Consider the following 24,820-nt stretch of genomic DNA (forward strand, 5'->3'; position numbering starts at 1 on the left):
TTGTTAGTAGTTAATATGCGTCAAACAGAGTAATTAGTTGCTGGAAAATATACGAAATTTCAGTACATGAGGAAATGGCTTTCACTTCTGAACAATATACGTAGAATTTAGTATGGTTATCATCAGAGTAACATATAAATGGCCTATTGGGAATAAGGCCTTTGGTTGACTTTCCACGAAGCTGAAATGCAGATTAAATTTTCATTGACAGTAAAGGTTTTCTTCGTGTAGGTTAAAATAAATATTTATTTCGTAACCCTAAAATTAAGGTGGTAAGTTGGATGAAGCGACTGTATGCAGCATTATTTACATTGAGTTTGATCTGGGGAATGTCCTTTCTTTTTATAAAGTTACTTGTAGTGGATTTGGGGGTCTGGGGAGTTGTGTTTTGGAGATGTTTGTTTGGTGCGGGAACTTTGCTCTTCCTGCTTCTTATCCAGAATAAATTAAAGTCACTCCGAAATCTCCCGCTCATTCCCATTATTTTGATAGCTGTTTTAAATAATGCTCTTCCGTGGGCTCTTATTGCAGTAAGCGAAACCTCTATTAGCAGCAGTTTGGCTTCGGTAGTTAACGCTACTACACCAATTTGGACGATTCTGATCGGCTTTTCCATCTTTTCAAGCAAAATGGAAAAAATGCAATGGATTGGTGTCAGTGTAGGATTTCTTGGAATTATTGTTTTATTGGAATTAAATTTACTTCAATTGTTTCAGGATAATCTATTAGGTGTAGGCACGATGTTGGGGGCTACCATTTGCTACGGTTTTGGTGCGCATCTGAGCAAAAAGCATTTGCAAAACATTCCAATCACTGTTATTTCATTTAGCACACTAGCGGTAGCGGGTGTCATATCAGGGGGTATGATGCTTATGATGCAACCATCTGGCTTTTTTGCAATAGGAAGTGCCTCCATTATTGTGTCCTTGATTGGCTTAGGGGTTTTTGGATCGGGTGTTGCTTACCTCCTCTATTATTATATGGTGAAAGAGGGAAGTGCGGAATTCGCCTCCCTTGTAACATATATAGTCCCGATTACGGCCATGTTATGGGGAAGCATGTTATTAGGGGAGGAAATTACCCTTCATATGCTTTTCGGTTTGATTCTTATCTTCAGTGGTGTATATTTATCTTCGTATAAAACAAAGGCACAAAAACAAAAAGCGATGAAGAACATCACAGTCTAAAAAAGTTAGGTGATTAATAATGGAAAAGAAAATAGTGTTTTTTGATATAGACGGTACTCTTTTGGATCATCAAAAAGAACTGCCGGCATCAACAAAAAAGGCGGTAAAAGAATTACAGGAACAAGGAGTTTATGTAGCAATTGCAACAGGGAGAGCTCCGTTCATGTTTGAAGATTTACGAAAAGAATTAGATATAGACACGTATGTAAGCTTTAATGGACAATATGTTGTATTCGAAGGGGAAGTCATTTATAAAAACCCTTTGAATGCTGAAAAATTACATTTGCTTCGTGAAAATACCGAAAAGGTATCACATCCCCTTGTGTATTTAAATCACGAAACGATGAAGGCGAACGTAGAAAATCACCCGTTTATAAACGAGAGTATGGGAAGTCTTAAATTCGTACATCCCGAATATGGTCCAAGCTTTATTGATGAAACGGAGATCTATCAGGCGTTATTGTTTATAGAAGATGCGGATCAGCAGAGTTATGTGGATGCTTACAAGGATTTTCATTTCATCCGCTGGCACGATTACTCCACAGACATCCTTCCAAAAGGTGGCTCTAAAGCAATTGGTATTCAAAGAATGCTAGAGAGATTACCGTTTAAGAAAGAGAATGTATATGCTTTTGGAGATGGGTTAAATGATGTGGAAATGATTGATTTTGTTGGAACAGGGGTTGCAATGGGAAATGCGCATCCTGAGTTATTAAAAGTGGCCAACCATGTTACAAAAGATGTGGGGGAAGATGGAATTCTTCATGGGCTCGAGCTAGTTGGATTGATAAAACAGAAAACCCGTTAAGGAAAAGAAGAAAGCCTGATCGACAATCGATCAGGCTTTCTTGTTTATAGTACGGTTGATTTCCGTTCCAGGCGCTTCGCTTGCCTGCGGGCGGTCCGTGAGCCTCCTCACTCCGCTTCAGGGGTCTCACCTGTCCCTTCCTCCCGCGGGCGTCTACGCGCCTTCCACTCCAATCAACTAGGTTATTTCAATCACTAGGCTTTAACCAATAATTACAGTATTAGAAGTAAATAAATTATCTTTCAATCGGAATCGCGCCATCCGGAGGTTGGAAAGGATTCTGGTGATTTATGTGATCATAGAACATAACCCCATTTAGATGGTCTATTTCATGTTGAAATACAATCGCCACCAGTCCCTTTAAGCGCAGTTTAATCTCTTCTCCTTGCAGATTGACAGCTTTAACCGTAACACGGGCATATCTTGGCACCAGCCCTGGTACGTCCCTATCGACAGAGAGACAGCCTTCCCCGGATGTTAAAAAACTCTTTTCTAGGGAGTGGCTAACTATTCTAGGGTTGAAAAGAGCATAGCTATGTAAGGTCCCGCTTTCGTCTCTAATATGAACGGCGATCATTTTTTTAGCAATATTGATTTGGGGAGCTGCCAACCCGACACCTGGACGTAAATTGTATTGTAGGGACATATCAGGATTTTGACTATTTTGGAGGTACTCCATCATCTTTTGAAGAATCGTGGTATCTTCCTGGGATGGGGGAAGGGGAACATCACTCGCTACGGCACGTAATGTAGGATGCCCTTCTTTTATGATGTCTTTCGCTGTAAGCATGATTTCACTCCTATCTTTTATAGTTATACTATACTCCATTTAATCGATTATATGGAAGCGATAAACTATCTTATTTCATATTATGAAAAGCCAAGTGAAAATCTGTTTGCCTAATTTTATTTATGCATAACATATGAATTTAATATTGTAAAAATTAGCAATAAAATTTATAGTTAAATAGAAGATACGTTAGGGGGATTTAAATTGCTTTTTTGGAAGAGGATTGTATATACGGGTACTTTGGCTTTTTCCCTATTACTGACCGGTTGTGTGAATGGAGAATCACCAGAACAGGAGATTTTCCAGACATTAGAAGAAGTAGTAGAACTTGAAGCCAGCTTTGAAGAACAACAAGGACCTTTATTAGATTTAGAAAAAGAAGAATCTGCTATTTATGATGAAATTTTGACTTTGGGAATGAAAGAATTTGATCAGATCGTGAAACTTTCTCAAGAGGGGCTTGCCCTGGTGGAGCAAAAAGAAGCTGCCATGAAAAATGAAAAAGAGAGCATTGAGGCAGCGCGTGACCAGTTTGAAGAAGTGAAAACTGCTATTGAGTCATTAGAGGATGAAGAGCTGAAAAAAGAGGCGCAATCTTTATACCAACTAATGGAACAACGCTACGAAGCCTACATGACTTTATCGAATCATTATTCAAAGTCTATTGAAGTGGAAAAAGAAATGTACAAATTATTTCAAACGGAAGATTTGACTTTGGAGCAACTCCAAGTGCAGATAAATGATTTAAATGAGAAGTACGAGAAAATCAACGCGGCAAACGAAACGTTCAACAATTATACCGAACAGTATAATGAAGCCAAACTGGATTTTTATAAAAAAGCGGGACTCAATGTCACGTATGATAATTAAGCTGAAAAAAGACACGCAGGAGCTAGCCTCCGCGGGTCTTTTTTGTTGCGAAGATTATCTCAGAATAATCATTGGTAAGGGAATGATTAAGTTTAAGTGATATCGGGAATGGGATTTATAGCGTTTTTTATTATTACGACATAACAAGATGTTGTCTGTTGTGCAATGTGATACAGGTTTAGTTCTTGTATTAGTACAGTGTAGGTTTCAGAATATACTTTTTACTTATTTTGGTTAAGGAAGTCAATCCAAGCAAAGAGATTGACGGGGTTACGGAGTGTGTTGTAAACTTGACCTTGGTGAAAAGTTGTATTAATATTTTATTCGGAAAGATTAATACAGTATAAATTTAAGTGCTTATGGTGCATATTGCTGTAAACACCAAAAGAGGAAAGATACGTTTTTGCATCACAATCAGAAAAATGTCTTTTAAAACACGTTTTTGGGTAACCTATTTTTGTATGTAATGATGTATTAAATAGTTCTCTTAATAGAAAGGAAGAGGTGACGTAGATGGCTGCAAAAACTAAAAATGCTAAATTTGATCCAAAGCAGCAGAAAGCGAAAGTGGAAGAACAATTCCAAACGTTCCAAATCTTAAATGAAGAAGGCGAAGTAGTAAACGAAGCTGCAATGCCTGAGTTAAGTGATGACCAATTAAAAGAATTAATGCGCCGTATGGTATATACTCGCGTACTTGATCAACGTTCCATCAGCTTGAACAGACAAGGACGCCTAGGTTTCTATGCACCGACAGCAGGACAGGAAGCTTCCCAATTGGCTTCTCAATTTGCACTTGAAGCAGATGATTTCATTTTACCGGGATACCGTGATGTGCCACAGATGATCTGGCATGGCCTTCCTTTATATCAAGCATTCTTATTCTCTCGTGGTCACTTCCACGGCAACCAGATGCCAGAGGGTGTTAACTTACTGCCACCTCAAATCATCATTGGTGCTCAAATCATCCAAACTGCAGGTGTTGCACTTGGACTGAAGAAAAAAGGCAAAAAGACGGTAGCAATTACATACACAGGAGACGGTGGAGCTTCTCAAGGTGATTTCTACGAAGGTATTAACTTCGCAGGAGCTTACCAAGCGCCAGCAATCTTTGTTGTACAAAACAACCGTTTTGCGATTTCCACACCAGTTGAAAAGCAATCTGCAGCAGGCACAATCGCTCAGAAAGCAGTAGCAGCCGGTATTCCTGGTATCCAGGTAGACGGAATGGACGCTCTTGCAGTTTACGCGGCAACTCGTGATGCACGTGAGCGCGCAGTTAATGGTGAAGGTCCTACATTAATTGAGACATTAACGTACCGTTACGGTCCACATACAATGGCTGGTGATGACCCAACTCGTTACCGTACTTCTGAACTTGATGATGAGTGGGAAAAGAAAGATCCGTTAGTACGCTTCCGTAAATTCCTTGAGAACAAAGGAATCTGGAGCGAAGATGAAGAGAACAAAGTTATCGAAGAAGCGAAAGAAGATATTAAGGTTGCTATCAAGAAAGCAGATGACCAACCTAAACAAAAAGTTACAGACTTAATCTCTTTCATGTACGAAGAGCTTCCTAATAACCTTAAAGAGCAAAACGAAATCTACAAAGAGAAGGAGTCGAAGTAAGCCATGGCGCAAATGACAATGATTCAAGCGATCACTGATGCGTTACGCACAGAATTGAAAAATGACGAAAACGTCTTACTTTTCGGTGAAGACGTTGGTCAAAACGGTGGGGTTTTCCGTGCAACTGAAGGCCTTCAAGCTGAGTTCGGGGAAGACCGCGTGTTTGATACACCCCTTGCAGAATCAGGAATCGGTGGACTTGCTGTCGGCTTCGGTGTAACCGGCTTCCGTCCTGTAATGGAAATTCAATTCTTTGGTTTCGTTTACGAAGTAATGGACTCTGTTAGCGGACAACTTGCTCGTATGCGTTATCGTACTGGTGGACGTTGGTCTGCACCAGTTACGATCCGTTCTCCATTCGGTGGAGGAGTGCACACACCTGAACTTCATGCAGATAGCTTAGAAGGACTTATGGCACAACAACCAGGACTTAAAGTGGTAATTCCTGCAACTCCATATGATGCGAAAGGTCTTTTAATTTCTGCAATCCGTGATAACGATCCTGTTATTTTCTTGGAGCACATGAAATTATACCGTTCTTTCCGTCAAGAAGTACCAGAAGAAGAGTACACAATCGAACTCGGTAAAGCAGACGTTAAACGTGAAGGATCCGACATTACGATGGTTACTTACGGAGCAATGGTACATGAGTGCTTAAAAGCAGCTGACCAACTTGAAAAAGACGGAGTATCTGCTGAAGTGATTGACTTGCGTACGATCAGCCCATTGGATATTGAAACTATCATTGCATCTGTTGAAAAAACAGGCCGTGCGATTGTTGTTCAAGAAGCACAAAAACAAGCTGGTATCGGCGCAAATATCGTAGCTGAGATCAACGACCGTGCTATCCTGAGCCTAGAAGCTCCGGTATTGCGTGTTGCTGCTCCTGATACGGTATTCCCATTCTCTCAAGCAGAGAGCGTATGGTTGCCAAATCATAAAGATGTTCTTGAAACAGCTAAAAAAGTTCTGAACTTCTAATATATATCCAGTTCTTCAATAGAACTACCATACGGAAGTCCATTCTTCGCCTAGCCAAGAGTGGGCTCTCCATTTTATAAGCAAAAAGAAAATCAGGCTATCTATCATAGGAGGTTGAATACTGTGGCATTCGAATTTAAACTGCCAGATATCGGTGAAGGTATCCATGAAGGTGAAATCGTAAAGTGGTTCGTAAAACCAGGTGACGAGATCGAAGAAGATGACGTACTTTGTGAAGTACAAAACGATAAAGCAGTCGTAGAAATTCCATCTCCTGTAAAAGGGAAAGTTACGGAATTGAAAGTGGAAGAAGGAACCGTTTGTACAGTTGGACAAACAATCATCACACTAGACGCTCCAGGTTATGAAGACCTTAAATTTAAAGGCGACGACCACGGTGACGATGACAAAGCTGAAGAAAAAACAGAAGGACAAGTTCAAGCGACAGCTGAAGCTGGTCAAGATGTGAAAAAAGAAGAAGCTCCAAAAGAAGAGCCAAAAGCTGAAACAGGCGCAGGTGCTCAAGAGCAAGTAGAAGTAGATCCTAACAGACGCGTAATCGCGATGCCTTCTGTACGTAAATATGCTCGTGAAAAAGGCGTTGAAATCCGTCAAGTTGCTGGATCTGGAGACAATGGCCGTGTTCTTAAGAGCGATATCGATGCATTCTTAAGCGGAGGCAGTGCAAAAGCAGTGGAAACAACTGCTACTGAAGCAGCTCCAACAGCTAAAGAAGAAACAAAAGCAGAAGCAAAACAAGAAAAACAAGCAATTCCTGCTGGTCAATATCCAGAAACTCGTGAGAAAATGAGTGGTATGCGTCGTGCGATCGCAAAAGCAATGGTTAACTCCAAACACACTGCACCTCACGTAACATTGATGGATGAGATCGATGTAACAGAGCTTGTTGCACACCGTAAGAAATTCAAATCAGTTGCAGCAGACAAAGGTATTAAGTTAACATTCTTACCATACGTAGTTAAAGCACTTACATCTGCGTTACGTGAGTATCCAGTACTTAACACTTCTCTTGATGATGCAACAGATGAGATTGTTCACAAGCACTATTACAATATCGGAATCGCTGCTGATACAGAAAAAGGCTTACTGGTTCCTGTTGTGAAAGATGCAGACAGAAAGTCTATCTTCTCCATTTCCAACGAAATCAACGAGCTTGCTGGAAAAGCGCGTGACGGTAAATTGGCATCTGATGAAATGAAAGGTGCTTCTTGCACAATCACAAACATCGGTTCTGCTGGTGGACAATGGTTCACACCGGTTATTAACCATCCAGAGGTTGCGATTTTAGGTATCGGCCGTATCGCAGAAAAACCTGTAGTGAAAGACGGAGAAATTGTAGTGGCTCCCGTTCTTGCCTTATCACTAAGCTTTGACCATCGTATGATTGATGGCGCTACTGCTCAAAATGCGCTTAACCATATCAAGCGTCTATTGAACGATCCACAATTATTGTTAATGGAGGGTTAATAAATGGTAGTAGGAGATTTCGCAATTGATGTAGATACGCTTGTCATCGGTTCGGGCCCTGGCGGATATGTTGCTGCAATCCGCGCGGCTCAACTGGGACAAAAAGTAACAATCGTAGAAAAGAACACACTTGGTGGAGTATGTCTAAACGTTGGATGTATCCCTTCCAAGGCGTTAATTTCTGCAGGTCACCGCTTTGAAACAGCTAAGCATTCAGAAGACATGGGGATCACAGCTGAGAACGTTACAGTTGACTTCTCTAAAGTTCAAGAATGGAAAGCTGGAGTTGTAAAGAAATTAACTGGCGGAGTAGAAGGTCTACTTAAGGGGAACAAAGTAGATATCGTTTCAGGTGAAGCGTACTTCGTAGACGGTAACACAGTTCGTATCATGGACGAAAACTCTGCTCAAACATACAAGTTCAACAACTGTATCATTGCAACAGGTTCTCGCCCAATCGAAATCCCGACTTTCAAGTACTCCAAGCGTGTTCTTGATTCTACAGGCGCATTGGCACTTAAAGATATTCCAAAGAAATTGGTTGTGATCGGTGGAGGTTACATCGGTACGGAACTTGGTACTGCTTATGCCAACTTTGGAACAGAAGTTGTTATTGTGGAAGCTGCAGATGAGATCTTAGCTGGATTTGAAAAGCAAATGAGCTCACTTGTTAAGCGTAACCTGAAGAAAAAAGGAAATGTGGAAATTTTCACAAAAGCAATGGCTAAAGGTGTAGAAGAAACAGAAGATGGCGTAAAAGTAACAATCGAAGTTAAAGGCGAAGAGCAAACAATCGACGCTGATTACGTATTGGTTACTGTAGGTCGTCGTCCTAACACAGATGAGCTTGGCCTTGAGCAGGTTGGTGTTGAAATGACAGATCGCGGCGTTGTCAAAATCGACAAGCAGTGCCGCACTAGCGTTTCTAACATCTATGCAATTGGTGACATCGTGGAAGGACCTCCACTTGCTCACAAAGCTTCTTACGAAGGTAAGATTGCTGCAGAAGCAATTGCTGGAGAACCTGCTGAAATTGACTACTTAGGAATTCCTGCTGTAGTATTCTCTGAGCCTGAACTTGCATCTGTAGGATACACAGAAGCTCAAGCAAAAGAAGAAGGAATCGAAGTAATAGCTGCGAAATTCCCATTTGCTGCGAACGGCCGTGCATTGGCATTGAACGCAACAGACGGTTTCTTGAAGCTTGTAACTCGTAAAGAAGATGGATTAATTATCGGAGCTCAAATTGCCGGTTCTAGTGCATCTGATATGATCGCTGAACTAGGTCTTGCAATTGAAGCTGGTATGACAGCGGAAGATATCGCAATGACTATCCACGCGCATCCAACATTGGGAGAAATCACAATGGAAGCTGCAGAAGTGGCAATGGGAAGCCCAATCCATATCGTGAAGTAATATTACTAATTTAAGAGCCTCCACCGTCGTGGAGGCTCTTATTTATTTTTTTACAAATAAAAAAGGGATTTCTACCCGTTAGTAAGTAGAATTCCCTGCTTGATTTAATGCTTGTTCAATGGAAACGACAATATCTTTTTTAGGTTTCGAACCTTCTATTTGCGTTACTACTTCATTATCATGAACGACAATCAATGAAGGAGTTGCTTTAACATTGAACTGCTTATATAAAATTTTTTCATTTTCAGAATGTACAACTTTTAAATTTGCCACTTCATCTGGAAATGACCTTTTCAAATCAATGATCGCATCATAATATGTACTTTCATCCTGCAGATTAGATTCATCAGTAAAGAAGACGAGGGTGCGAGAATCATCAGGAAATTGAATGTGGGTTATTGATGGATTTTCTTGACAGGAAGATAAAATGAAAAAAGACAAAGTGAAAAAGATAACAGCGCCTCTAATCATGGCAATCCTCACTTTCTATTAACAACATTTATAATGAATAGTCATTTTTTATTCTGCTATTTGGTGCTATTCTACCATTAAAATTTATATAAACAGGCCTTGTCATCTAAATGTTACAAAATTGAAAAATAGATAGCTCCTTTCCGGCATATTAATTATTAAGGTTTTCAATAACGAAAAATCGGATACATAAATAGAAATATGCAGTAAGGAGCTGCTTTTATGAAAAATTATGTGGTATTTTTAATACAAAATATTTTTTGGGGTACATATAGTCTGATAGAATGGTTTTCAGTCAGAGATAAAATGCAGGCCAAAGTTATTTTGTTAGGTATATTTATCTATCTTTGCTACACCCTCGCCATGTCAATAATTCATAAAAAGAAGCACGCCGCAATGACAACTGCCATCAGCTTTATTTTCTACTTTAGTTTTCAGAGCCTATTTTACTACTTTGTATTTGGTGGATGATTTCCTAGATCTTATTATAAGTTTAATTATCTGGAAAAAGATTGCCTTCATATAGTAAAAGCTAGTATGATTAAAGTTGAAACTTACGTATGGAGGAAAGAATATGAAAAAATGGATACTATCGGCATCATTATTGCTCCTCCTTGTAGCATGCGGGCAAAATGGACAAGTTAAAAATGAAAATGAGCAAGATTCCTCTGCAACAGACAATCAGATAGAAGAAAATGATATTTCTGCGGAAGAGGAAGAAACGGAAGAAACGAGTGTTCCTGCTTCCAAACCAGAAGAGGAAGAAAATAATGAAGAAGTGAACACCTCTGAAGAAGCACAGAATGAAGAAGAAGCAGGTGAAGAGGAACAACCGCAGGAAACATTACCTCTAGAACCCCAATATGTTGTAAATCCCACTACTTCTGCTATAGAACCATTAGGGGATGCAAACTCCGAAGTTGTTCTATTAACAATAGATGACGCTCCTGATTGGTATGCATTAGAAATGGCAACAATTTTAAAAGAGCTAGAAGTAAAAGCTATTTTCTTTGTAAATGGTCACTTCCTTGAAACAGAAGAAGAGCGGCAAGTATTAAAAACCATTTATGATATGGGTTTTCCCATCGGAAACCATACAATGACGCACAAATCCTTGAGGCAGCTTTCAGAAGAAGAGCAGTATGAAGAAATCGTTAAGCTAAGCGATCGTGTGGAAGAAATCACAGGAGAACGTCCACGGTTCTTCCGTGCACCGTTCGGAACCAATACAGATTATGCGATTGAACTGGTTAAACAAGAAGGCATGATCCTCATGAATTGGACCTATGGCTATGATTGGGAAACAGAATACATGGACGCGGAGTCACTAGCAGACATTATGGTGAATACCGAATTCTTAAATAGCGGCGCCAATCTATTGATGCATGACCGAGAATGGACCAAAGATGCGTTAGCTGAAATAGTAAAAGGGCTTCAAGACAAAGGATACGAAATACTTGACCCAGACCTAATAGGGACTGAGGATGCGAGCGTAGAATCACAATAAATAAAGAAAGCCCGCTCATCCGTGAGCGGGCTTTTCTAGTTCAACGTTTATAGTAGTACATGATACTGCCTGTAAATAGTTTGAGTTCAGCCTCTAGCTTCTTTGCAAGGAATTTACACAACTCATTAGCCTTTCCTTTATCTCCGTGTGTGCTTTGATCATGCAAGGTAACTTGTATGTAGGAGAGAGGCTCAGCTTCTTCTGTTGTAGCAACCTGTGTTCCAACACCAATAAGAATCATTTTATACCGATCTTCGGTACCTTTTAAATAAAACCATGTGCCTTTACCTTCGGGTTTTTCTTTTAATTCGTAAGGAAAAGCTGCCTCGCTGTATTCCCATCCTAATTGCTTTCCAGTTTTGGATGTAATGTCTTTATAATAGTTTAATAATTCTTTTACATCTTCCACGGTAAGCGTTTTCTCTTTTGATTTGGGGACTAGATTAATATAAGCGCTACTGGCCATTGTTTTCACTCCTAAAATAACAGTTCCATTATTCCTATTCTAGCATTACAAGAAATCTGCTGACAATCACTAAGTGAAAATTCTTGCAAATCAAGCTATTTCTAAGTTATAATAATATTCTGAATAACCAAAAAATAAAAAGGAGGTACCTTATGAACTTATTTGACAAGCTTTATGACAACAATGAGAATGTTCCTGTTCGTTTTGTTGGCTTTACGACTAAAGATGTTAGATATGATTTTGGTATCGTGTACACGAATATGTTTTTTGGTAAGCCCCTTGTCATCTGTATGCAAACCGGCCGTTCCACCCTCCTCGACCCTAAAGACATTACCGACCTTAACCACCTTCAGCATGTATTCCGAATTGATTCACAAGAGCAAGCAGAAGATCTTGCAGAGTTTTTTACTGAGGCAATCCCAGCAAGTCCGTTTCAAGAACAATATGAATAAAAGTTGATTTCTTTCGAGGCCAATGTCCGATTTTAGGGCATTGGCCTAAATAATGCAAAATTAAATGTGTTATACAATTTAATCATTGACATAACACATTTGAGGATTTATGATATAAGTAATCAACATAAAGCGCTTTCAGTTAAAGGTAGCTTTGCAAAAAATTTCTTTTAGGAAAGAGGTTGAAGGGTATGGGTACAATCATTTGTCAAACTTGTAACAGTGCGGTAGATCACTTTGAAGATGAAAAAGTCACGACTTATTACGCAAAATGTGCAGATTGCCAGTGCTCTGAAAAAAGCGAAGATCTAGCCTAGAATCATAAATTAATAGAAAGAGCAGGTCCCGCATAATGAGGGACCTGCTCTTTGTTCATTTTATCGAATTGCTTTGTGTTCCTTAATGACTCTTAAGGTCTTCAATTCGTGATCTTCTGGACCTTGTACTGGAAGTCCTACTTCTAAAGTTCTTGTAATGTAGGATAAGTTTTCTTCTGTTATGATCTCACCAGGAGTGAAAATAGGAATACCTGGAGGATATACCATGATAAACTCGGCAATAATGCGGCCGGCGGATTTTTCGAATGGAACTACTTCCGTTTCGGAATAGAACGCATCACGCGGTGCGATAGCAAGCACTGGGATGTCGGGAAGAAGAACTTTTACTTTTTCACCGGAATCTCCAGCCTGATGCTTAAATTCATCAGATAATTCTTTAAGGGCTTCTAACAGGGTTCCTGTCTCCACTTCAGAGTCTCCAGGTGTGATAATGCAAAGAATATTATAAAGATCAGAAAGTTCCACTTCAATATTGTATTTTTTACGGAGCCATTTTTCTACATCATATCCAGTCAGATTGAGCTTCTTCACAGAAATAATCAGCTTCGTCGGGTCATAATCAAACGTTGCTTTTCTGCCTAAAATTTCAGGTCCGACACAATGCAAATTTTCAATTTGATTGATAGCATCCCTTGTTTGATTGGCAAGTTGAATCGTTTTTTCAATAAGCAAATGACCTTCCGTTGCAAGACGCTTTCTCGCAACATCCAAAGAAGCCAATAGCAAGTAGGAGGTGGATGTCGTGGTTAGCATACTTAAGATGCTTTGAATGCGATTTACATTCACCAAGCCCTCTCGAACATTTAAGATAGAACTTTGTGTCATGGAGCCTCCGAGCTTATGAACACTTGTAGCAGCCATGTCAGCGCCTGCTTGCATAGCGGATAAAGGAAGTTCCTCATGGAAATGTATATGAACACCGTGTGCTTCATCCACAAGTACGGGTACGTTGAATGAATGAGCAATTTCAACAATCTGACTTAGATCAGCTGAAAAACCAAAATAAGTCGGATTGATCACCAAAACGCCTTTTGCATCAGGGTGTTGTTGTAATGCTTTTTCCACGGAGTCGGTAGTGATGCCGTGCGAAATTCCTAAGTCTTTGTCCACTTCTGGATGAATGAAAATCGGTACTGCTCCCGAAAAAACGATGGCAGACATAACAGACTTATGAACATTTCTTGGCACAATTATTTTCTCACCGGGTCCGCAAACTGCCATCACCATCGTCATGATGGCTCCGCTTGTACCCTGAACGGAGAAAAATGTATGGTCCGCTCCAAAAGCTTTAGCTGCAAGGTCTTGAGCTTCCTTAATCATTCCTTTTGGCTGATGAAGATCATCAAGCGGTCCAATGTTGATTAAATCTATGGAAAGAGCATTTTCACCGATGAATTCGCGGAATTCAGGATCGATGCCAGCTCCTTTTTTATGTCCGGGTATATGGAATTGAACCGGGTTACCTTTAGCGTGATTTAATAGTCCAGTAAATAATGGCGTGTCGTTTTGAGAATATGTCAACTTACTTATGCACCTCTTTAATTTAGCTTGGTTTCGTTTATCTTAACGCATCTAATTACGCAGAACAAACATTCACATAAAACAAATGAAATTATAGCATTTATCCTCTTCATTGCATAGCAGGAATTTGTCACATTAAAAAGAAACATATAAAGAGAGATAGAAAGGGGAAGATAAACATGAATTGGGAGACTAGAATAACCAAACTTTTAGATATAAAATATCCCATTATACAAGGAGGACTTGCTTATTTGGCATACGCGGACCTGGCTGCGGCCGTTTCTAATGCAGGGGGTCTGGGGCAAATAACGGCAATGAGCTTGGAAAGTCCGGAATTATTGAGAGAAGAAATCAGGAAAGTAAGAAAGATGACAGATAAACCATTTGGTGTGAATTACGCTATTGGTCAGCATGGAAGACCTTTTGAGCATATGTTGGATGTTGCTTTAGAAGAAGATGTGCCAGTTATCTCCATGACGGGAGGAAACCCTGCTCCAATCTTTAAACGACTGGAAGGATCTTCGTGTAAAAAATTAGTTCTAGTTGCAGCTCGGAGGCAAGCAGAAAAAGCGGAAGAACTTGGAGCTGATGCCGTGATGGTTGTTGGACAGGAAGGGGGAGGGCATCTTGGCAAGAATGACTTGGGTACAATGGTATTGGTCCCAAAAGTGGTAGACGCCTTAAACATCCCTGTCATCGCTTCTGGAGGCATTGGTGATGGTCGGGGGTTGATGGCTGCCCTGGCACTTGGTGCAGAGGGAATTGAAATGGGGACAAGGTTTATTGCTACAAAGGAGTGCTTGCATGCGCATCCTATTTACAAAGAAAGCTTAATTGATGGAACGGAAAATGATACGGTGGTCATCAAAAGAAGCCTTGGTGCACCTGCAAGGGCCATTCAGAACACTTGGACAGACCAAATATTGAAACTTGAACAGGAAGCAGCAGGATATGAGGGATTAAAGGAATTTATCAGCGGCACTGCAAACAAACGATATATTTATGACGGTAGCACGGACTCAGGGTATGCTTGGGCGGGTCAGGTGATGGGATTGATAGAAGACGTGCCAAGTGTGGAACAGCTTCTGTCGAGAATGGTGAAGGAAGCGGAAAATATTAGAGAGAAATGGACAAACTAGGGAAGGAAAATGCTATACTTTACTTTTCTACTATACATACATTGAGGTGAAAGTATGGATTTCTCTTATCCTATTTCTTATGATTGGTCTACAGATGAAATTGTAGATGTTATTGCGCTATATGAAGCAGTTGAGCTTACATACAGCAAAGGCGTGGAGCGTGATCAGCTTTTATCTATATACCGCCGTTTCAAAGAGATCGTTCCAGGCAAGGCAGAAGAACGAAATCTTGCAAATGAATATGAGGAACTCAGTGGGTTCTCTATTTACCGTACAATAAAAAAGGCGAAAGACACGAACCCTGGCGAACAGGTAAAGATGTCGAAGTGATAGGAAAATGAAAATCTCAGAACCTTGATGGTTCTGAGATTTTTTAGTGAATTCAATCTAAATTAAGCTTCCACTGTCTGTTTTGTCAGATTATAAAGCCCTCGTACTGTTTGTATTGCTTCTTCAATGCGCGCAACGGTTTCATCCCCAGATAGCTTGACTGCCTCTTCTTTAGGTATTTGTATGCCGCATAGTATTTCAGCTTTTTTTACATGAATCAGGCGCTCAAAAAGGTCTTTATGGGCCTCCTCTGTCAAATTTGATTGCCGGATAACTTCAGGCTTGGTGTGATCCTTGGACCAGACAAAGTCAGAAGGAATTTGCTCCCGGATAGTGGATAAATTTTTCAGCAATACTTCACCAAAGGATGCTTTCATTGGTGCTTCATAAATTACAGCAAACCAGACAAATACATGTGTTTCCCATAATCCTATCTGAAAATGGGGTAACATCTTATATCCGCGGGCATTGTTTGCAAAGGCAACCCAGGAGTCTTTTGGGGGATTCTTTGTTCTTCTGGCATGCTTGGCAACATGATAATGCATTTCATCCCCGGTCATGGCCGTTAAAGAAGGGGAGAAATATTGGCCAAGCTGTTCAAACTTAGGCTGTATTTGAGCTTTTAAAGCTTCCATTCTTTCTTCAAGTCCATCTATGGTAAATACTTCAAAATCTTTTTTCTTAAATCCGTTAAAATTTTTGTTTGTCATGAAGTCGCCCCGTTTCTAAACATCGCTTTTATATTCCTCATTTTAGCATAGCCATTTTCCCCTGCCAAAAGATTAGATTTAGCAGCATTTAGATTCTTTTTAGGTAACTGCACATTTTAGTTACCATCTTTCATTCCCTTCATATGATATAGCAACCATTAGAATATTGAATCCTTTGGAACCGAAAAACTTTATTGAAGGAGGGAATGAACATGAAACAAGTAGCGACACCTTGGAAGAAGAAAAAAGAGGAAAATCAACGTGCGGTATTGCGGATGGAAATTGACTATGAATTGGCAGTTTTATTTGAAGCAATACAAGAGAGTGATAAGGAAAAAATGAAGAAAACCAAATCCAAATTAGAGCAGCTTAGAAAAGAAATGTTAAGTCTAGAGGTTTAGTGGCATCAGCTACTTAGGCGAACCTGTATGAGGTTCGTTTTTCTGTGTGGCCTATTACTTGATTTTACCTTTTCGTTTCAGTAAGCTAAGCTAAAACATACATAAGTTTACATGTTAGGGCAGTTGAAATGAATTTGGTAACGGAAGGGCAGGAGAGAATACATGAATTGGACGGAAATTGATGAGAATGCAAAAAAATGGACGAGAGAAGCGGGAGAACGAATTCGAACTTCTTTCAGCAAGGAACTGATGATACATACGAAATCCTCTCCTGATGATCTGGTGACTAATATTGACCGGGAAACAGAGCAGTTCTTTATAGAACAAATTAGAAAGACTTATCCAGAACACCAAATCTTGGGTGAAGAAGGGTTTGGAGATAAACTGGACAAACTTGATGGAACGGTTTGGATCATTGATCCTATTGATGGAACGATGAATTTTGTCCATCAGCAGCGTAATTTTGCCATATCCGTTGCCGTATATGAAGATGGTGTCGGAAAAATCGGATTAATTTATGATGTGGTTCATGATGAGCTTTACCATGCAAAAGCAGGGGAAGGAGCTTATTTGAACGAAACACAGCTTCCCCCATTGGAAGAGGTTGCAGTAGAGAAGGCTGTTATCGGCTTGAACGCTACATGGATTACGGACAATAAACGAATTGACCCGACCATTCTAGCTCCGCTTGTGAAGAAAGTAAGAGGTACAAGATCTTATGGGTCTGCAGCTCTTGAAATGGCGTATGTAGCAACAGGAAGAATTGATGCATATATTACTTTGAGACTTTCCCCTTGGGATTTTGCAGCGGGACTAATACTTGTAAACGAGCTCGGTGGTAAAGTTACCACACTTCTTGGTGAACCTCTTAACATGCTTGGACAAAACAGTGTCTTTGTATGTAAACCAGGTTTACATGAAGTGATTAGCAAGGATTACTTGTATAAATTAAAGAAATAAATGAAAGCCACGGAAAAATTTAAGGCCGTGGCTTTTCATTTTTTTAAGTTATAGTACGAACATATTGATTTTTTTATAATTGGCCATTTTCGCGCATTTTTCTTTTTGTTTTAAAACCAAATACCATGACAACACCAAATAATACAAACGCCCCAACGATTCCAAGCGTGTTTCTTTCTCCGATTGCGATGCCGACCATGCCTAAAGAAACCGCTGCCAAAACAGCATAAAGCATGAAAATCCACTTAATATCCTTCATAAAATCAACTCCTTTGGATAACGCTAATAACATATAACATATATTTTACATAAGTCTCTTTCTCTTTTCTACCATGTTTGTGGTATAATACTAAAGTTATTAAGTTGTAAAATTAGGGAGATGAAATAGTGAACATCCGCAATGATATTAGAAACATCGCAATTATCGCTCACGTAGACCATGGTAAAACAACCTTAGTGGACAAATTGCTACATCAAGCTGGGACGTTTAGAACGAACGAGCAGGTAGCAGAACGTGCCATGGACTCTAATGATTTAGAAAGAGAACGTGGGATTACTATATTAGCTAAAAATACGGCAATTAACTATAAAGATACGCGCATTAACATCATGGACACACCTGGACATGCCGACTTTGGTGGAGAAGTGGAACGTATTATGAAGATGGTTGATGGAGTACTTTTAGTAGTAGATGCTTATGAAGGCTGTATGCCTCAGACTCGCTTTGTATTGAAAAAAGCGTTAGAGCAGAACCTGACACCAATCGTAGTTGTGAACAAAATTGACCGTGACTTTGCTCGTCCTACTGAAGTCGTGGACGAAGTAATCGATCTATTCATCGAGTTGGGTGCTAATGAAGAACAATTGGAATTCCCAGTTGTATATGCATCTGCAATCAATGGAACTGCAAGTACAAATCCAGAAAAGCAAGACGAAAACATGGAAGCAATCTACGAGTCCATCGTAGAACATATTCCAGCTCCTGTTGATAACAGTGCTGAGCCGCTTCAATTCCAAGTAGCGCTTCTTGACTACAATGACTATGTGGGACGTATCGGGGTAGGTCGTATCTTCCGTGGAACCATGAAAGTCGGTCAACAAGTTGCACTAATGAAGCTTGACGGTTCTGTGAAACAATTCCGTGTAAGCAAGCTGTTCGGTTTCATCGGCCTTAAACGTGTGGAAATTGAAGAAGCAAAAGCTGGGGACCTTGTGGCTGTTTCCGGAATGGAAGACATCAACGTAGGGGAAACAGTTTGTCCGGTTGATCAGCAGGATGCACTTCCTGTTCTACGTATCGATGAGCCGACACTTCAAATGACTTTCTTAGTAAACAACAGTCCGTTTGCAGGTAAAGAAGGTAAATTTGTTACTTCCCGTAAAATTGAAGAGCGTTTGAATGCACAGTTGGAGACTGATGTAAGCTTGCGTGTAGACCCAACTGATTCCCCGGATGCATGGGTAGTTTCTGGACGTGGAGAGCTTCATTTATCCATTCTTATTGAGAACATGCGCCGTGAAGGCTTTGAGCTTCAAGTATCAAAACCTGAAGTAATCATCAGAAATATTGATGGTGTTAAATCTGAGCCGGTTGAGCGCGTGCAAATTGACGTACCTGAAGATTACACTGGTGCAATCATGGAATCCATTGGAGCCCGTAAAGGTGAAATGGTAGACATGATCAACAATGGTAATGGTCAAGTTCGTTTGATTTTCATGGTACCTTCCCGTGGATTGATCGGTTATACAACGGAATTCCTTTCCCTTACTCGTGGTTATGGAATCATCAACCATACATTCGACAGCTATCAGCCAATGGCAGCAGGTCAAGTAGGCGGACGTCGCCAAGGTGTTCTTGTTTCTATGGAAACAGGGAAAGCATCTACTTATGGAATCATGGGGATTGAAGACCGCGGCGTTATCTTCGTTGAGCCTGGAACAGAGGTTTATGAAGGAATGATCGTTGGAGAGCATAACCGTGAAAATGACCTTGTTGTTAACGTTTGTAAGATGAAGCAGGCTACTAACGTGCGTTCTGCGACAAAAGATCAAACGGTAAGCATGAAAAAACCTCGTCTTATGACATTAGAGGAGTCTTTAGAATACCTAAACGATGATGAGTATTGTGAAATTACTCCACAATCCATCCGTTTACGTAAAAAGCTTCTTGATAAAAACGAACGTGAAAGAGCAGCGAAAAAGAAAAAGTACGCTGAAGCATAAAATTGAGAAGCTGGGATGCCGGGGTGCTTGGAAAAGTACCCATGTCATCCCTTTTTCTAAATAACTATAATTAATACTGTTAGAAATGGGGAATGGGCAATGGATGTAACCCAAAGACTATCCTTCTTTGCTAGTCTATACCGAGTCGATGAAAACCCGGATTTAGGCATGTGGTTGTTGTATTTTACTATTTTAGGATTGTCCATATTAGTGTACAAGCTTGGATTCGCCTTAAAGCTACCTATATTAAAGTCAGTAGTCATCTATTTATTCCTTGCTTTTGGAAGTACGGTCCTTACTTTTCTAGGAATCTTTCTTCCTGTTGGAGAAGGATTGGTCGTGGCTGCATTAATATTGATTATCTACAAGATTCGGCTTCACCGTTCCAAGCAAGCGGAAAGCAGTGAATCTTAATGGGGGCATTGTAAATGAGGTCTTTACAAGACACACTTTATAATTGGCTGACGATTAAAGTGGTGGCAGAGGCAAGGCCGGATGATAAATCTGCTCAAGATACAATGGTACTATTTGAAGGGATTCTCGTTGAAGATCATAAACTCACGAACATCCTCATCTCTAAAGAGGAGCCGATGTATTACGTTGAATATGATAAAGACGGAGAACGCCACAAGACCAGGTTTCCAATTGAACTGATCGATGTGATGCTTGAACAAATTCAAAACGAACCTGATAAGTACCATAATTACGAATAGAATAGAAAAAGGATAGCTCCTTCCCGAGTGATACTCACTTGCGAGGGATCTATCCTTTTTGCTTTGTTTTATAAAATATAGGAAGAAAGATGGAAAATGCCATGTGCCCGATGGACCATAGAAGGAGTGCAAATCCATCTGATGGTGCAGGGGTCTCTTTTACAGCAAGGATTGTTAATGGAAAATATAGTAGAACGGTAGGGGACGTGATACCTATGGCGATTAAATACTGCCTTCTTTTATCATAAAAATGAAAGTATTCCACTATAAAAGCAAATAGTATTCCGATAAAAACAGCAACAATCAGGTGAAGGGAGAACTCTGTCAGTTCCGAAAGATTTGCATCTTTGAAACCTGGAATAAAATCGACATTTAGCAAAAGAACATATATCTTCTTTCCTGAAAGGACTTCTAGGGCTTTAATAAACGCACCCATAAGGATTCCGCTTACTACACCTGTAAATGCACCTCTAAGTAACAAGGTCTACCACTCATCCTGATTTTGCTTTTGCTCGTAAAGTTTGAAATTACCCGTGGCTTTTCTCTCATTGGTTCTTTTTTCGATTCTTTCACTGCATTCGTCGCACATATATGTATGAATTGGTCTGTTGCGAAGTCTTTTAGCAACTAACGTTTCGTCATTGATGCTCTCAATTTTATCACAAATTACACACTTGACTCTCATGGTCCACCTCTTTATTCAATCTTACTCAATAGTATAGCATAAAGGGTGAAAATTAAGAATTAATTGGTAAGAAGAGTGTGCTTATGAGTAAATCGGTTCACTTGCTGTTTCTTTCTATGGTAATGCTGTTATGTTAAAATAAATAAAAAAATTGTGGGGGAATGGACGATGCCCAACCTTGTAGAAAATGTTCTTGTAGAACCATTGAAAGCAGCTTTGCAAAAAGAAACCCTGGTGACAATCAGTACTGTTGATCATGAAACAGGCGGACCGAATGTCAGTGCCATCTCCTGGCTATATGCTCCAGATGAAAAATCCATATTACTTGCTGTAAATGCGGAATCACGCATCGTTAAAAATGTGTTACATAAAAGCGAGCTAGTGGTGAATCTGATGGCCAATGATTCCGTTTATTCCATTCACACCAAAGCAACTGTCAAAGTGGAGAGAATGGAAGATGTCCCATTGAAACTGGCATTATTGCATCTTGATGTTAAAGAAGTGCGTGATGTCATGTTTTATGGAGCGAAAATAAGTGTCGAGCCAAGGTTTGAGAAGACCTATGATGTGGAAGCTGCTAAGAAATTAGATCATCAGGTTATGACAGCGATACGTAGATTTAGGTAAGAGCGGGTGATTGTGGGAACCAGGTGGAAGCCTGGTTTTTTTAATTGGCGTCGATGCAGTTGGGGTGGCGAATATTGTTGAGAGATGTCGATTTCTTGATATAATCTGTTTTTTCTTGATATATCCCAAAATTTATTGATTTATGTCCAGAATTATTGATATATTAAGAAATTTATTGATATATTGATTATTTTCTTGATATCCAAACCTATCCAGTACCTGTACTACATAAAAAACTGCCCTGAAGTAGAGTTTAATCCACTTCGGGGCATCAAACAACGAAATTAATTAAAAATCCTTAGTCCTGCTTAACTTCCTTGTATCTGTCTTCGTCTTTAAGGTTATTGGACTGCTTCTGTTGTTTTTGTTCGAGCTCTTTTTGTTGATTCTCGGGAAGTTTGGAGTTATTTTGCTCCGTAGGATTTGGTGCAGTCGGTTCTTTCAGGTCAATCGGAATCTCTGGCATCACCCTTCCAACAATCTCTGCCAGTTCTTCCATCACACCTGTAATTGGTCTGCCGTTTTGAATGTCTCGTCCCATTTCCTGCAAGCGAACAAACGAGTCCGCATCTGCAAGGATGATAGCTGTAGCACCATAAGGGTCGTTCTTTAAACTCTCGGCAACTGAATATTTAATGGTGCTGACTCTTTCCCTGTCCAAATCGGAGTTTACGTCGATGCCTACCACCGCATAAGGACCAAGCACAACAGCTGTCGCATCATTTACATTTGGTACCCTTGTAGCCAGTTCCACCAGATGAGCGGATACCTCCTGGCCTGTTTTTCTATCCACCTGCACATCTGCAGAATCTTTAACATGAATAATTCGGGAGTTTTCATCTTCACTGGAAATATTTCTTGGTTGATTGTTCATACAACCTGTCAGGGACAATGTAACGATTGCGGTCACTAATAAATATCTTTTCAACTATTTCACTCCTTTTTTAGGATGATCCCATTTTCATCTGACTTGATTTTATTGTTTATTTGTTCTTCTATCTTTATTCATTCCGACATATATTTTAACAACGGTCCGTCCCTCTTTTATGGTCAAGTAGTAACACACTAATTGTATCGGGACCATATAATGAAAGGGAGGATGCCTTGATTCACTCCAGAAAGACAATAGAAGGGCTGAGAGTAGGAGGCGGCAAGTTGGGTAAAATTTATGTTTTGGATACAAACGTATTGTTACAGGATCCATATGCAATTTATTCTTTTGCGGATAATGAGGTAGTAATTCCAGCAGTGGTTCTAGAAGAAGTGGATTCGAAAAAGAGATATATGGATGAAATAGGAAGAAACGCCAGACAAGTCTCAAAAATAATTGATTCTCTTAGAGCAACAGGGAAGCTTCATGAAAAAATCCCTTTACACAACGGTGGAGCGCTTCGAATTGAATTAAACCACCGAAGCTTTCATCAGCTGCAGGAAATTTTTGTGGAGAAGACAAATGATAATAGGATTCTTGCTGTCGCGAAAAATCTTTCATTGGAAGAGCAGACAAAAGAAGATGGACGTATCGTTATATTGGTGAGTAAGGATGCCTTGGTACGCGTGAAGGCAGATGCAATCGGATTGATTTCCGAGGACTTTTTAAATGATCGGGTAGTGGAAGTGGATCATATTTATAAAGGTTTTCTTGAGATTTATGTTCCGACAGATACCCTTAACGCTTTTTATGTTAAAGGGGAAATCAGCGCCGCGGAATTAGCCAATCACCCGTTTTATGCCAATCAATTTGTCATTATGAAGGATGCATTGGGAGGTTCGGCTTCGGCAGTGGGCATTATTGACTCCACCGGAAAAAAAGTTAAAAAACTGGTTTTTGATCAAGACCATATCTGGGGAATTCGACCTCGAAATGTGCAACAAACGATGGCGTTTGAAATGCTGTTGCGGTCAGATATTCCACTTGTTACACTGACGGGTAAGGCAGGAACGGGAAAAACACTCTTGGCACTTGCTGCAGGACTCATGCAGACAGAGGACTTGAACCGTTATAAAAAACTGCTAGTGGCACGTCCTATTGTACCTGTGGGCAAAGATATCGGTTTTCTTCCTGGGGAAAAAGAGGAGAAACTGCGACCGTGGATGCAGCCGATCTATGATAACTTGGAATATTTATTCAATACTAAAAAACCGGGAGAGCTTGATGCAATACTCGCTGGCATGGGGTCCATTGAAGTGGAAGCATTAACTTATATAAGGGGCAGAAGCATTCCGGAACAATTTATTATTATTGATGAAGCGCAGAACCTTACGAAGCATGAGGTGAAAACCATTTTGACGAGGGTAGGGGAGCGGAGTAAAATTGTTCTGATGGGTGATCCGGAGCAAATTGACCATCCTTACTTGGATGAGTATAACAATGGGTTGACTTATGTGGTGGAACGTTTTAAAGACCAGAAGCTTGCGGGGCATGTGAAGCTTGTTAAAGGCGAACGCTCCATGCTTGCAAAGTTGGCCGCTGACCTTTTATAAATAAAAGTGCCGCCGTAACTTTGTGACGGCGGCACTTTTGGGAAGCCCAATGTTATTTGACAATGATTTTATGTACACCTGTAAGAGGTTCTGAATGATTGGAGCCATCCTCAAAATAAATGTGGACAGGTCCATTTTCTTTTAAAGGCTTGCCGCTTTTGGAAAAAGCAAGGATGATCTCCTGTGCAGTTGGGATGTCCACTTCCAATTCAGACTCCGCCCCTACAAAAACGACTTTGGAAGAATCAGGTTGTGGCTCTGCATTGTGCAAAAATGGACCAAACTTTATTCCGAATGTACCATTCAGGAGTTTTTCCTTTTCAAATCTACGTTCTGATTTCAAGGTTGGAGGGTGAATCGCACCTTCTCTGATTTCTCGTTCCCAATGTTTCGAAACTGCTTTTGTATATTCTTCAAGCTCATCTTTTTTCTCACGTTTTTCTTCCGTGAAATATGTATCCAAATCAATTCTGCGATCGTCGAAAATCCAGACACCCGGATCAAGCGTAATCGAGAAATTTACCTTGCCTTCTATTCTGATGATATTTTCCATGTTGTACCCCCCAATTGTAATCCTTTTCATTATTATATAACTTGAATGTTTTTTTGTCATGTTATCGGGGA

The 24,820-nt window shown here is 40.1% G+C and carries 30 protein-coding genes; 20 read left to right on the plus strand and 10 right to left on the minus strand.

Annotated elements, in window-relative coordinates; all coding sequences use genetic code 11:
* The first annotated feature begins 281 nt into the window (after nt 1-281).
* Nucleotides 282-1,187 (plus strand): DMT family transporter, encoded by a 906-nt coding sequence (locus LG307_RS08815; protein ID WP_404449864.1) that lies wholly within the window; start codon nt 282-284, stop codon nt 1,185-1,187.
* Between the two features lie 19 nt (nt 1,188-1,206).
* Nucleotides 1,207-1,995, plus strand: a complete 789-nt coding sequence (locus tag LG307_RS08820) for a Cof-type HAD-IIB family hydrolase (protein WP_404449865.1) — start codon at nt 1,207-1,209, stop codon at nt 1,993-1,995.
* 235 nt (nt 1,996-2,230) lie between these two features.
* On the opposite strand, the gene def is transcribed toward LG307_RS08820, so the two are convergent.
* A complete protein-coding gene (gene def / locus LG307_RS08825) occupies nt 2,231-2,785 on the minus strand; it encodes a peptide deformylase (RefSeq protein WP_404449866.1) in 555 nt (184 codons plus the stop codon).
* Nucleotides 2,786-2,989: 204 nt separating this feature from the next.
* Between def and LG307_RS08830 the strand changes: the two genes are divergently transcribed.
* The 5 genes from LG307_RS08830 to lpdA all read left to right on the plus strand — a co-directional run bounded on the left by LG307_RS08830 (nt 2,990) and on the right by lpdA (nt 9,169).
* Nucleotides 2,990-3,655: a YkyA family protein gene (locus LG307_RS08830; RefSeq protein WP_404449867.1), complete on the plus strand. Its 666-nt coding sequence runs from the start codon at nt 2,990-2,992 to the stop codon at nt 3,653-3,655.
* 513 nt (nt 3,656-4,168) lie between these two features.
* On the plus strand, nt 4,169-5,284 hold the full coding sequence (pdhA, locus tag LG307_RS08835) for a pyruvate dehydrogenase (acetyl-transferring) E1 component subunit alpha (protein ID WP_060667189.1): 1,116 nt from the start codon (nt 4,169-4,171) through the stop codon (nt 5,282-5,284).
* Between the two features lie 3 nt (nt 5,285-5,287).
* Nucleotides 5,288-6,265: an alpha-ketoacid dehydrogenase subunit beta gene (locus tag LG307_RS08840; protein WP_404449869.1), complete on the plus strand. Its 978-nt coding sequence runs from the start codon at nt 5,288-5,290 to the stop codon at nt 6,263-6,265.
* Nucleotides 6,266-6,388: 123 nt separating this feature from the next.
* Nucleotides 6,389-7,753, plus strand: a complete 1,365-nt coding sequence (locus LG307_RS08845) for a dihydrolipoamide acetyltransferase family protein (RefSeq protein WP_404449871.1) — start codon at nt 6,389-6,391, stop codon at nt 7,751-7,753.
* A gap of 3 nt (nt 7,754-7,756) precedes the next feature.
* Entirely contained in the window at nt 7,757-9,169 is a 1,413-nt protein-coding gene (gene lpdA, locus LG307_RS08850; RefSeq protein WP_404449873.1) for a dihydrolipoyl dehydrogenase, read from the plus strand.
* A 78-nt stretch (nt 9,170-9,247) separates the two neighbouring features.
* On the opposite strand, the gene LG307_RS08855 is transcribed toward lpdA, so the two are convergent.
* Nucleotides 9,248-9,640, minus strand: a complete 393-nt coding sequence (locus LG307_RS08855; protein WP_404449874.1) for a hypothetical protein — start codon at nt 9,638-9,640, stop codon at nt 9,248-9,250.
* A 222-nt stretch (nt 9,641-9,862) separates the two neighbouring features.
* Between LG307_RS08855 and LG307_RS08860 the strand changes: the two genes are divergently transcribed.
* Together LG307_RS08860 and LG307_RS08865 are read left to right on the plus strand one after the other, a co-directional pair.
* Nucleotides 9,863-10,111 carry a hypothetical protein gene (locus LG307_RS08860; RefSeq protein ID WP_226681054.1) on the plus strand — a complete coding sequence of 83 codons (249 nt, stop codon included), beginning with the start codon at nt 9,863-9,865 and terminating at the stop codon, nt 10,109-10,111.
* A gap of 103 nt (nt 10,112-10,214) precedes the next feature.
* Entirely contained in the window at nt 10,215-11,147 is a 933-nt protein-coding gene (locus tag LG307_RS08865) for a polysaccharide deacetylase family protein (RefSeq protein WP_404449876.1), read from the plus strand.
* A 40-nt stretch (nt 11,148-11,187) separates the two neighbouring features.
* Here LG307_RS08865 and LG307_RS08870 read toward each other — a convergent pair whose 3' ends face one another.
* Nucleotides 11,188-11,613, minus strand: a complete 426-nt coding sequence (locus tag LG307_RS08870) for a DUF1885 family protein (protein ID WP_404449877.1) — start codon at nt 11,611-11,613, stop codon at nt 11,188-11,190.
* 152 nt (nt 11,614-11,765) lie between these two features.
* On the opposite strand from LG307_RS08870, the gene LG307_RS08875 reads away from it, so the two are divergent.
* Entirely contained in the window at nt 11,766-12,065 is a 300-nt protein-coding gene (locus LG307_RS08875; RefSeq protein WP_010192774.1) for a DUF3055 domain-containing protein, read from the plus strand.
* Nucleotides 12,066-12,256: 191 nt separating this feature from the next.
* A complete protein-coding gene (locus LG307_RS08880; RefSeq protein WP_082380950.1) occupies nt 12,257-12,382 on the plus strand; it encodes a GapA-binding peptide SR1P in 126 nt (41 codons plus the stop codon).
* Between the two features lie 60 nt (nt 12,383-12,442).
* Here the strand turns inward: LG307_RS08880 and LG307_RS08885 are convergent, their stop codons facing one another.
* Entirely contained in the window at nt 12,443-13,924 is a 1,482-nt protein-coding gene (locus LG307_RS08885; protein WP_404449878.1) for an aminotransferase class I/II-fold pyridoxal phosphate-dependent enzyme, read from the minus strand.
* A 179-nt stretch (nt 13,925-14,103) separates the two neighbouring features.
* On the opposite strand from LG307_RS08885, the gene LG307_RS08890 reads away from it, so the two are divergent.
* Together LG307_RS08890 and LG307_RS08895 are read left to right on the plus strand one after the other, a co-directional pair.
* A complete protein-coding gene (locus LG307_RS08890) occupies nt 14,104-15,063 on the plus strand; it encodes an NAD(P)H-dependent flavin oxidoreductase (protein WP_404449879.1) in 960 nt (319 codons plus the stop codon).
* A 54-nt stretch (nt 15,064-15,117) separates the two neighbouring features.
* Nucleotides 15,118-15,393, plus strand: a complete 276-nt coding sequence (locus LG307_RS08895; RefSeq protein ID WP_404449880.1) for a UPF0223 family protein — start codon at nt 15,118-15,120, stop codon at nt 15,391-15,393.
* Between the two features lie 62 nt (nt 15,394-15,455).
* Here the strand turns inward: LG307_RS08895 and LG307_RS08900 are convergent, their stop codons facing one another.
* Nucleotides 15,456-16,103 carry a YktB family protein gene (locus LG307_RS08900; protein WP_404449882.1) on the minus strand — a complete coding sequence of 216 codons (648 nt, stop codon included), beginning with the start codon at nt 16,101-16,103 and terminating at the stop codon, nt 15,456-15,458.
* A 212-nt stretch (nt 16,104-16,315) separates the two neighbouring features.
* On the opposite strand from LG307_RS08900, the gene LG307_RS08905 reads away from it, so the two are divergent.
* Both LG307_RS08905 and LG307_RS08910 read left to right on the plus strand, forming a co-directional pair.
* Complete coding sequence (locus LG307_RS08905) at nt 16,316-16,504, plus strand: hypothetical protein (RefSeq protein ID WP_010192786.1); 189 nt, start codon at nt 16,316-16,318, stop codon at nt 16,502-16,504.
* A 162-nt stretch (nt 16,505-16,666) separates the two neighbouring features.
* Complete coding sequence (locus LG307_RS08910; RefSeq protein WP_404449883.1) at nt 16,667-17,464, plus strand: inositol monophosphatase family protein; 798 nt, start codon at nt 16,667-16,669, stop codon at nt 17,462-17,464.
* Nucleotides 17,465-17,537: 73 nt separating this feature from the next.
* On the opposite strand, the gene LG307_RS08915 is transcribed toward LG307_RS08910, so the two are convergent.
* Complete coding sequence (locus LG307_RS08915; protein ID WP_404449884.1) at nt 17,538-17,723, minus strand: YlaF family protein; 186 nt, start codon at nt 17,721-17,723, stop codon at nt 17,538-17,540.
* A 128-nt stretch (nt 17,724-17,851) separates the two neighbouring features.
* On the opposite strand from LG307_RS08915, the gene typA reads away from it, so the two are divergent.
* From typA to LG307_RS08930, 3 genes are all read left to right on the plus strand, one after another.
* A complete protein-coding gene (typA, locus tag LG307_RS08920) occupies nt 17,852-19,687 on the plus strand; it encodes a translational GTPase TypA (RefSeq protein ID WP_404449885.1) in 1,836 nt (611 codons plus the stop codon).
* A 99-nt stretch (nt 19,688-19,786) separates the two neighbouring features.
* On the plus strand, nt 19,787-20,101 hold the full coding sequence (locus tag LG307_RS08925) for a YlaH-like family protein (protein WP_404449887.1): 315 nt from the start codon (nt 19,787-19,789) through the stop codon (nt 20,099-20,101).
* Between the two features lie 14 nt (nt 20,102-20,115).
* A complete protein-coding gene (locus LG307_RS08930; RefSeq protein ID WP_404449888.1) occupies nt 20,116-20,400 on the plus strand; it encodes a hypothetical protein in 285 nt (94 codons plus the stop codon).
* 49 nt (nt 20,401-20,449) lie between these two features.
* Here the strand turns inward: LG307_RS08930 and LG307_RS08935 are convergent, their stop codons facing one another.
* Complete coding sequence (locus LG307_RS08935; protein ID WP_404449889.1) at nt 20,450-20,881, minus strand: hypothetical protein; 432 nt, start codon at nt 20,879-20,881, stop codon at nt 20,450-20,452.
* Nucleotides 20,882-20,884: 3 nt separating this feature from the next.
* A complete protein-coding gene (locus LG307_RS08940; RefSeq protein ID WP_064101248.1) occupies nt 20,885-21,085 on the minus strand; it encodes a YlaI family protein in 201 nt (66 codons plus the stop codon).
* Nucleotides 21,086-21,253: 168 nt separating this feature from the next.
* Here LG307_RS08940 and LG307_RS08945 point away from each other — a divergent pair, with 168 nt between their 5' ends.
* Nucleotides 21,254-21,712 carry a pyridoxamine 5'-phosphate oxidase family protein gene (locus LG307_RS08945; RefSeq protein WP_404449891.1) on the plus strand — a complete coding sequence of 153 codons (459 nt, stop codon included), beginning with the start codon at nt 21,254-21,256 and terminating at the stop codon, nt 21,710-21,712.
* 298 nt (nt 21,713-22,010) lie between these two features.
* On the opposite strand, the gene LG307_RS08950 is transcribed toward LG307_RS08945, so the two are convergent.
* Nucleotides 22,011-22,640 carry a YhcN/YlaJ family sporulation lipoprotein gene (locus tag LG307_RS08950; RefSeq protein WP_404449893.1) on the minus strand — a complete coding sequence of 210 codons (630 nt, stop codon included), beginning with the start codon at nt 22,638-22,640 and terminating at the stop codon, nt 22,011-22,013.
* 227 nt (nt 22,641-22,867) lie between these two features.
* Between LG307_RS08950 and LG307_RS08955 the strand changes: the two genes are divergently transcribed.
* Nucleotides 22,868-24,196, plus strand: coding sequence for a PhoH family protein (locus LG307_RS08955; RefSeq protein ID WP_404449895.1), 1,329 nt, complete (start codon nt 22,868-22,870; stop codon nt 24,194-24,196).
* Nucleotides 24,197-24,248: 52 nt separating this feature from the next.
* On the opposite strand, the gene LG307_RS08960 is transcribed toward LG307_RS08955, so the two are convergent.
* Complete coding sequence (locus LG307_RS08960) at nt 24,249-24,749, minus strand: peptidyl-prolyl cis-trans isomerase (protein WP_404449896.1); 501 nt, start codon at nt 24,747-24,749, stop codon at nt 24,249-24,251.
* Nucleotides 24,750-24,820 lie beyond the last annotated feature (71 nt).

The sequence above is a fragment of the Sutcliffiella horikoshii genome, from assembly GCF_044809035.1.
GTDB classification, from domain to species: Bacteria; Bacillota; Bacilli; order Bacillales; family Bacillaceae_I; genus Sutcliffiella_A; species Sutcliffiella_A horikoshii_G.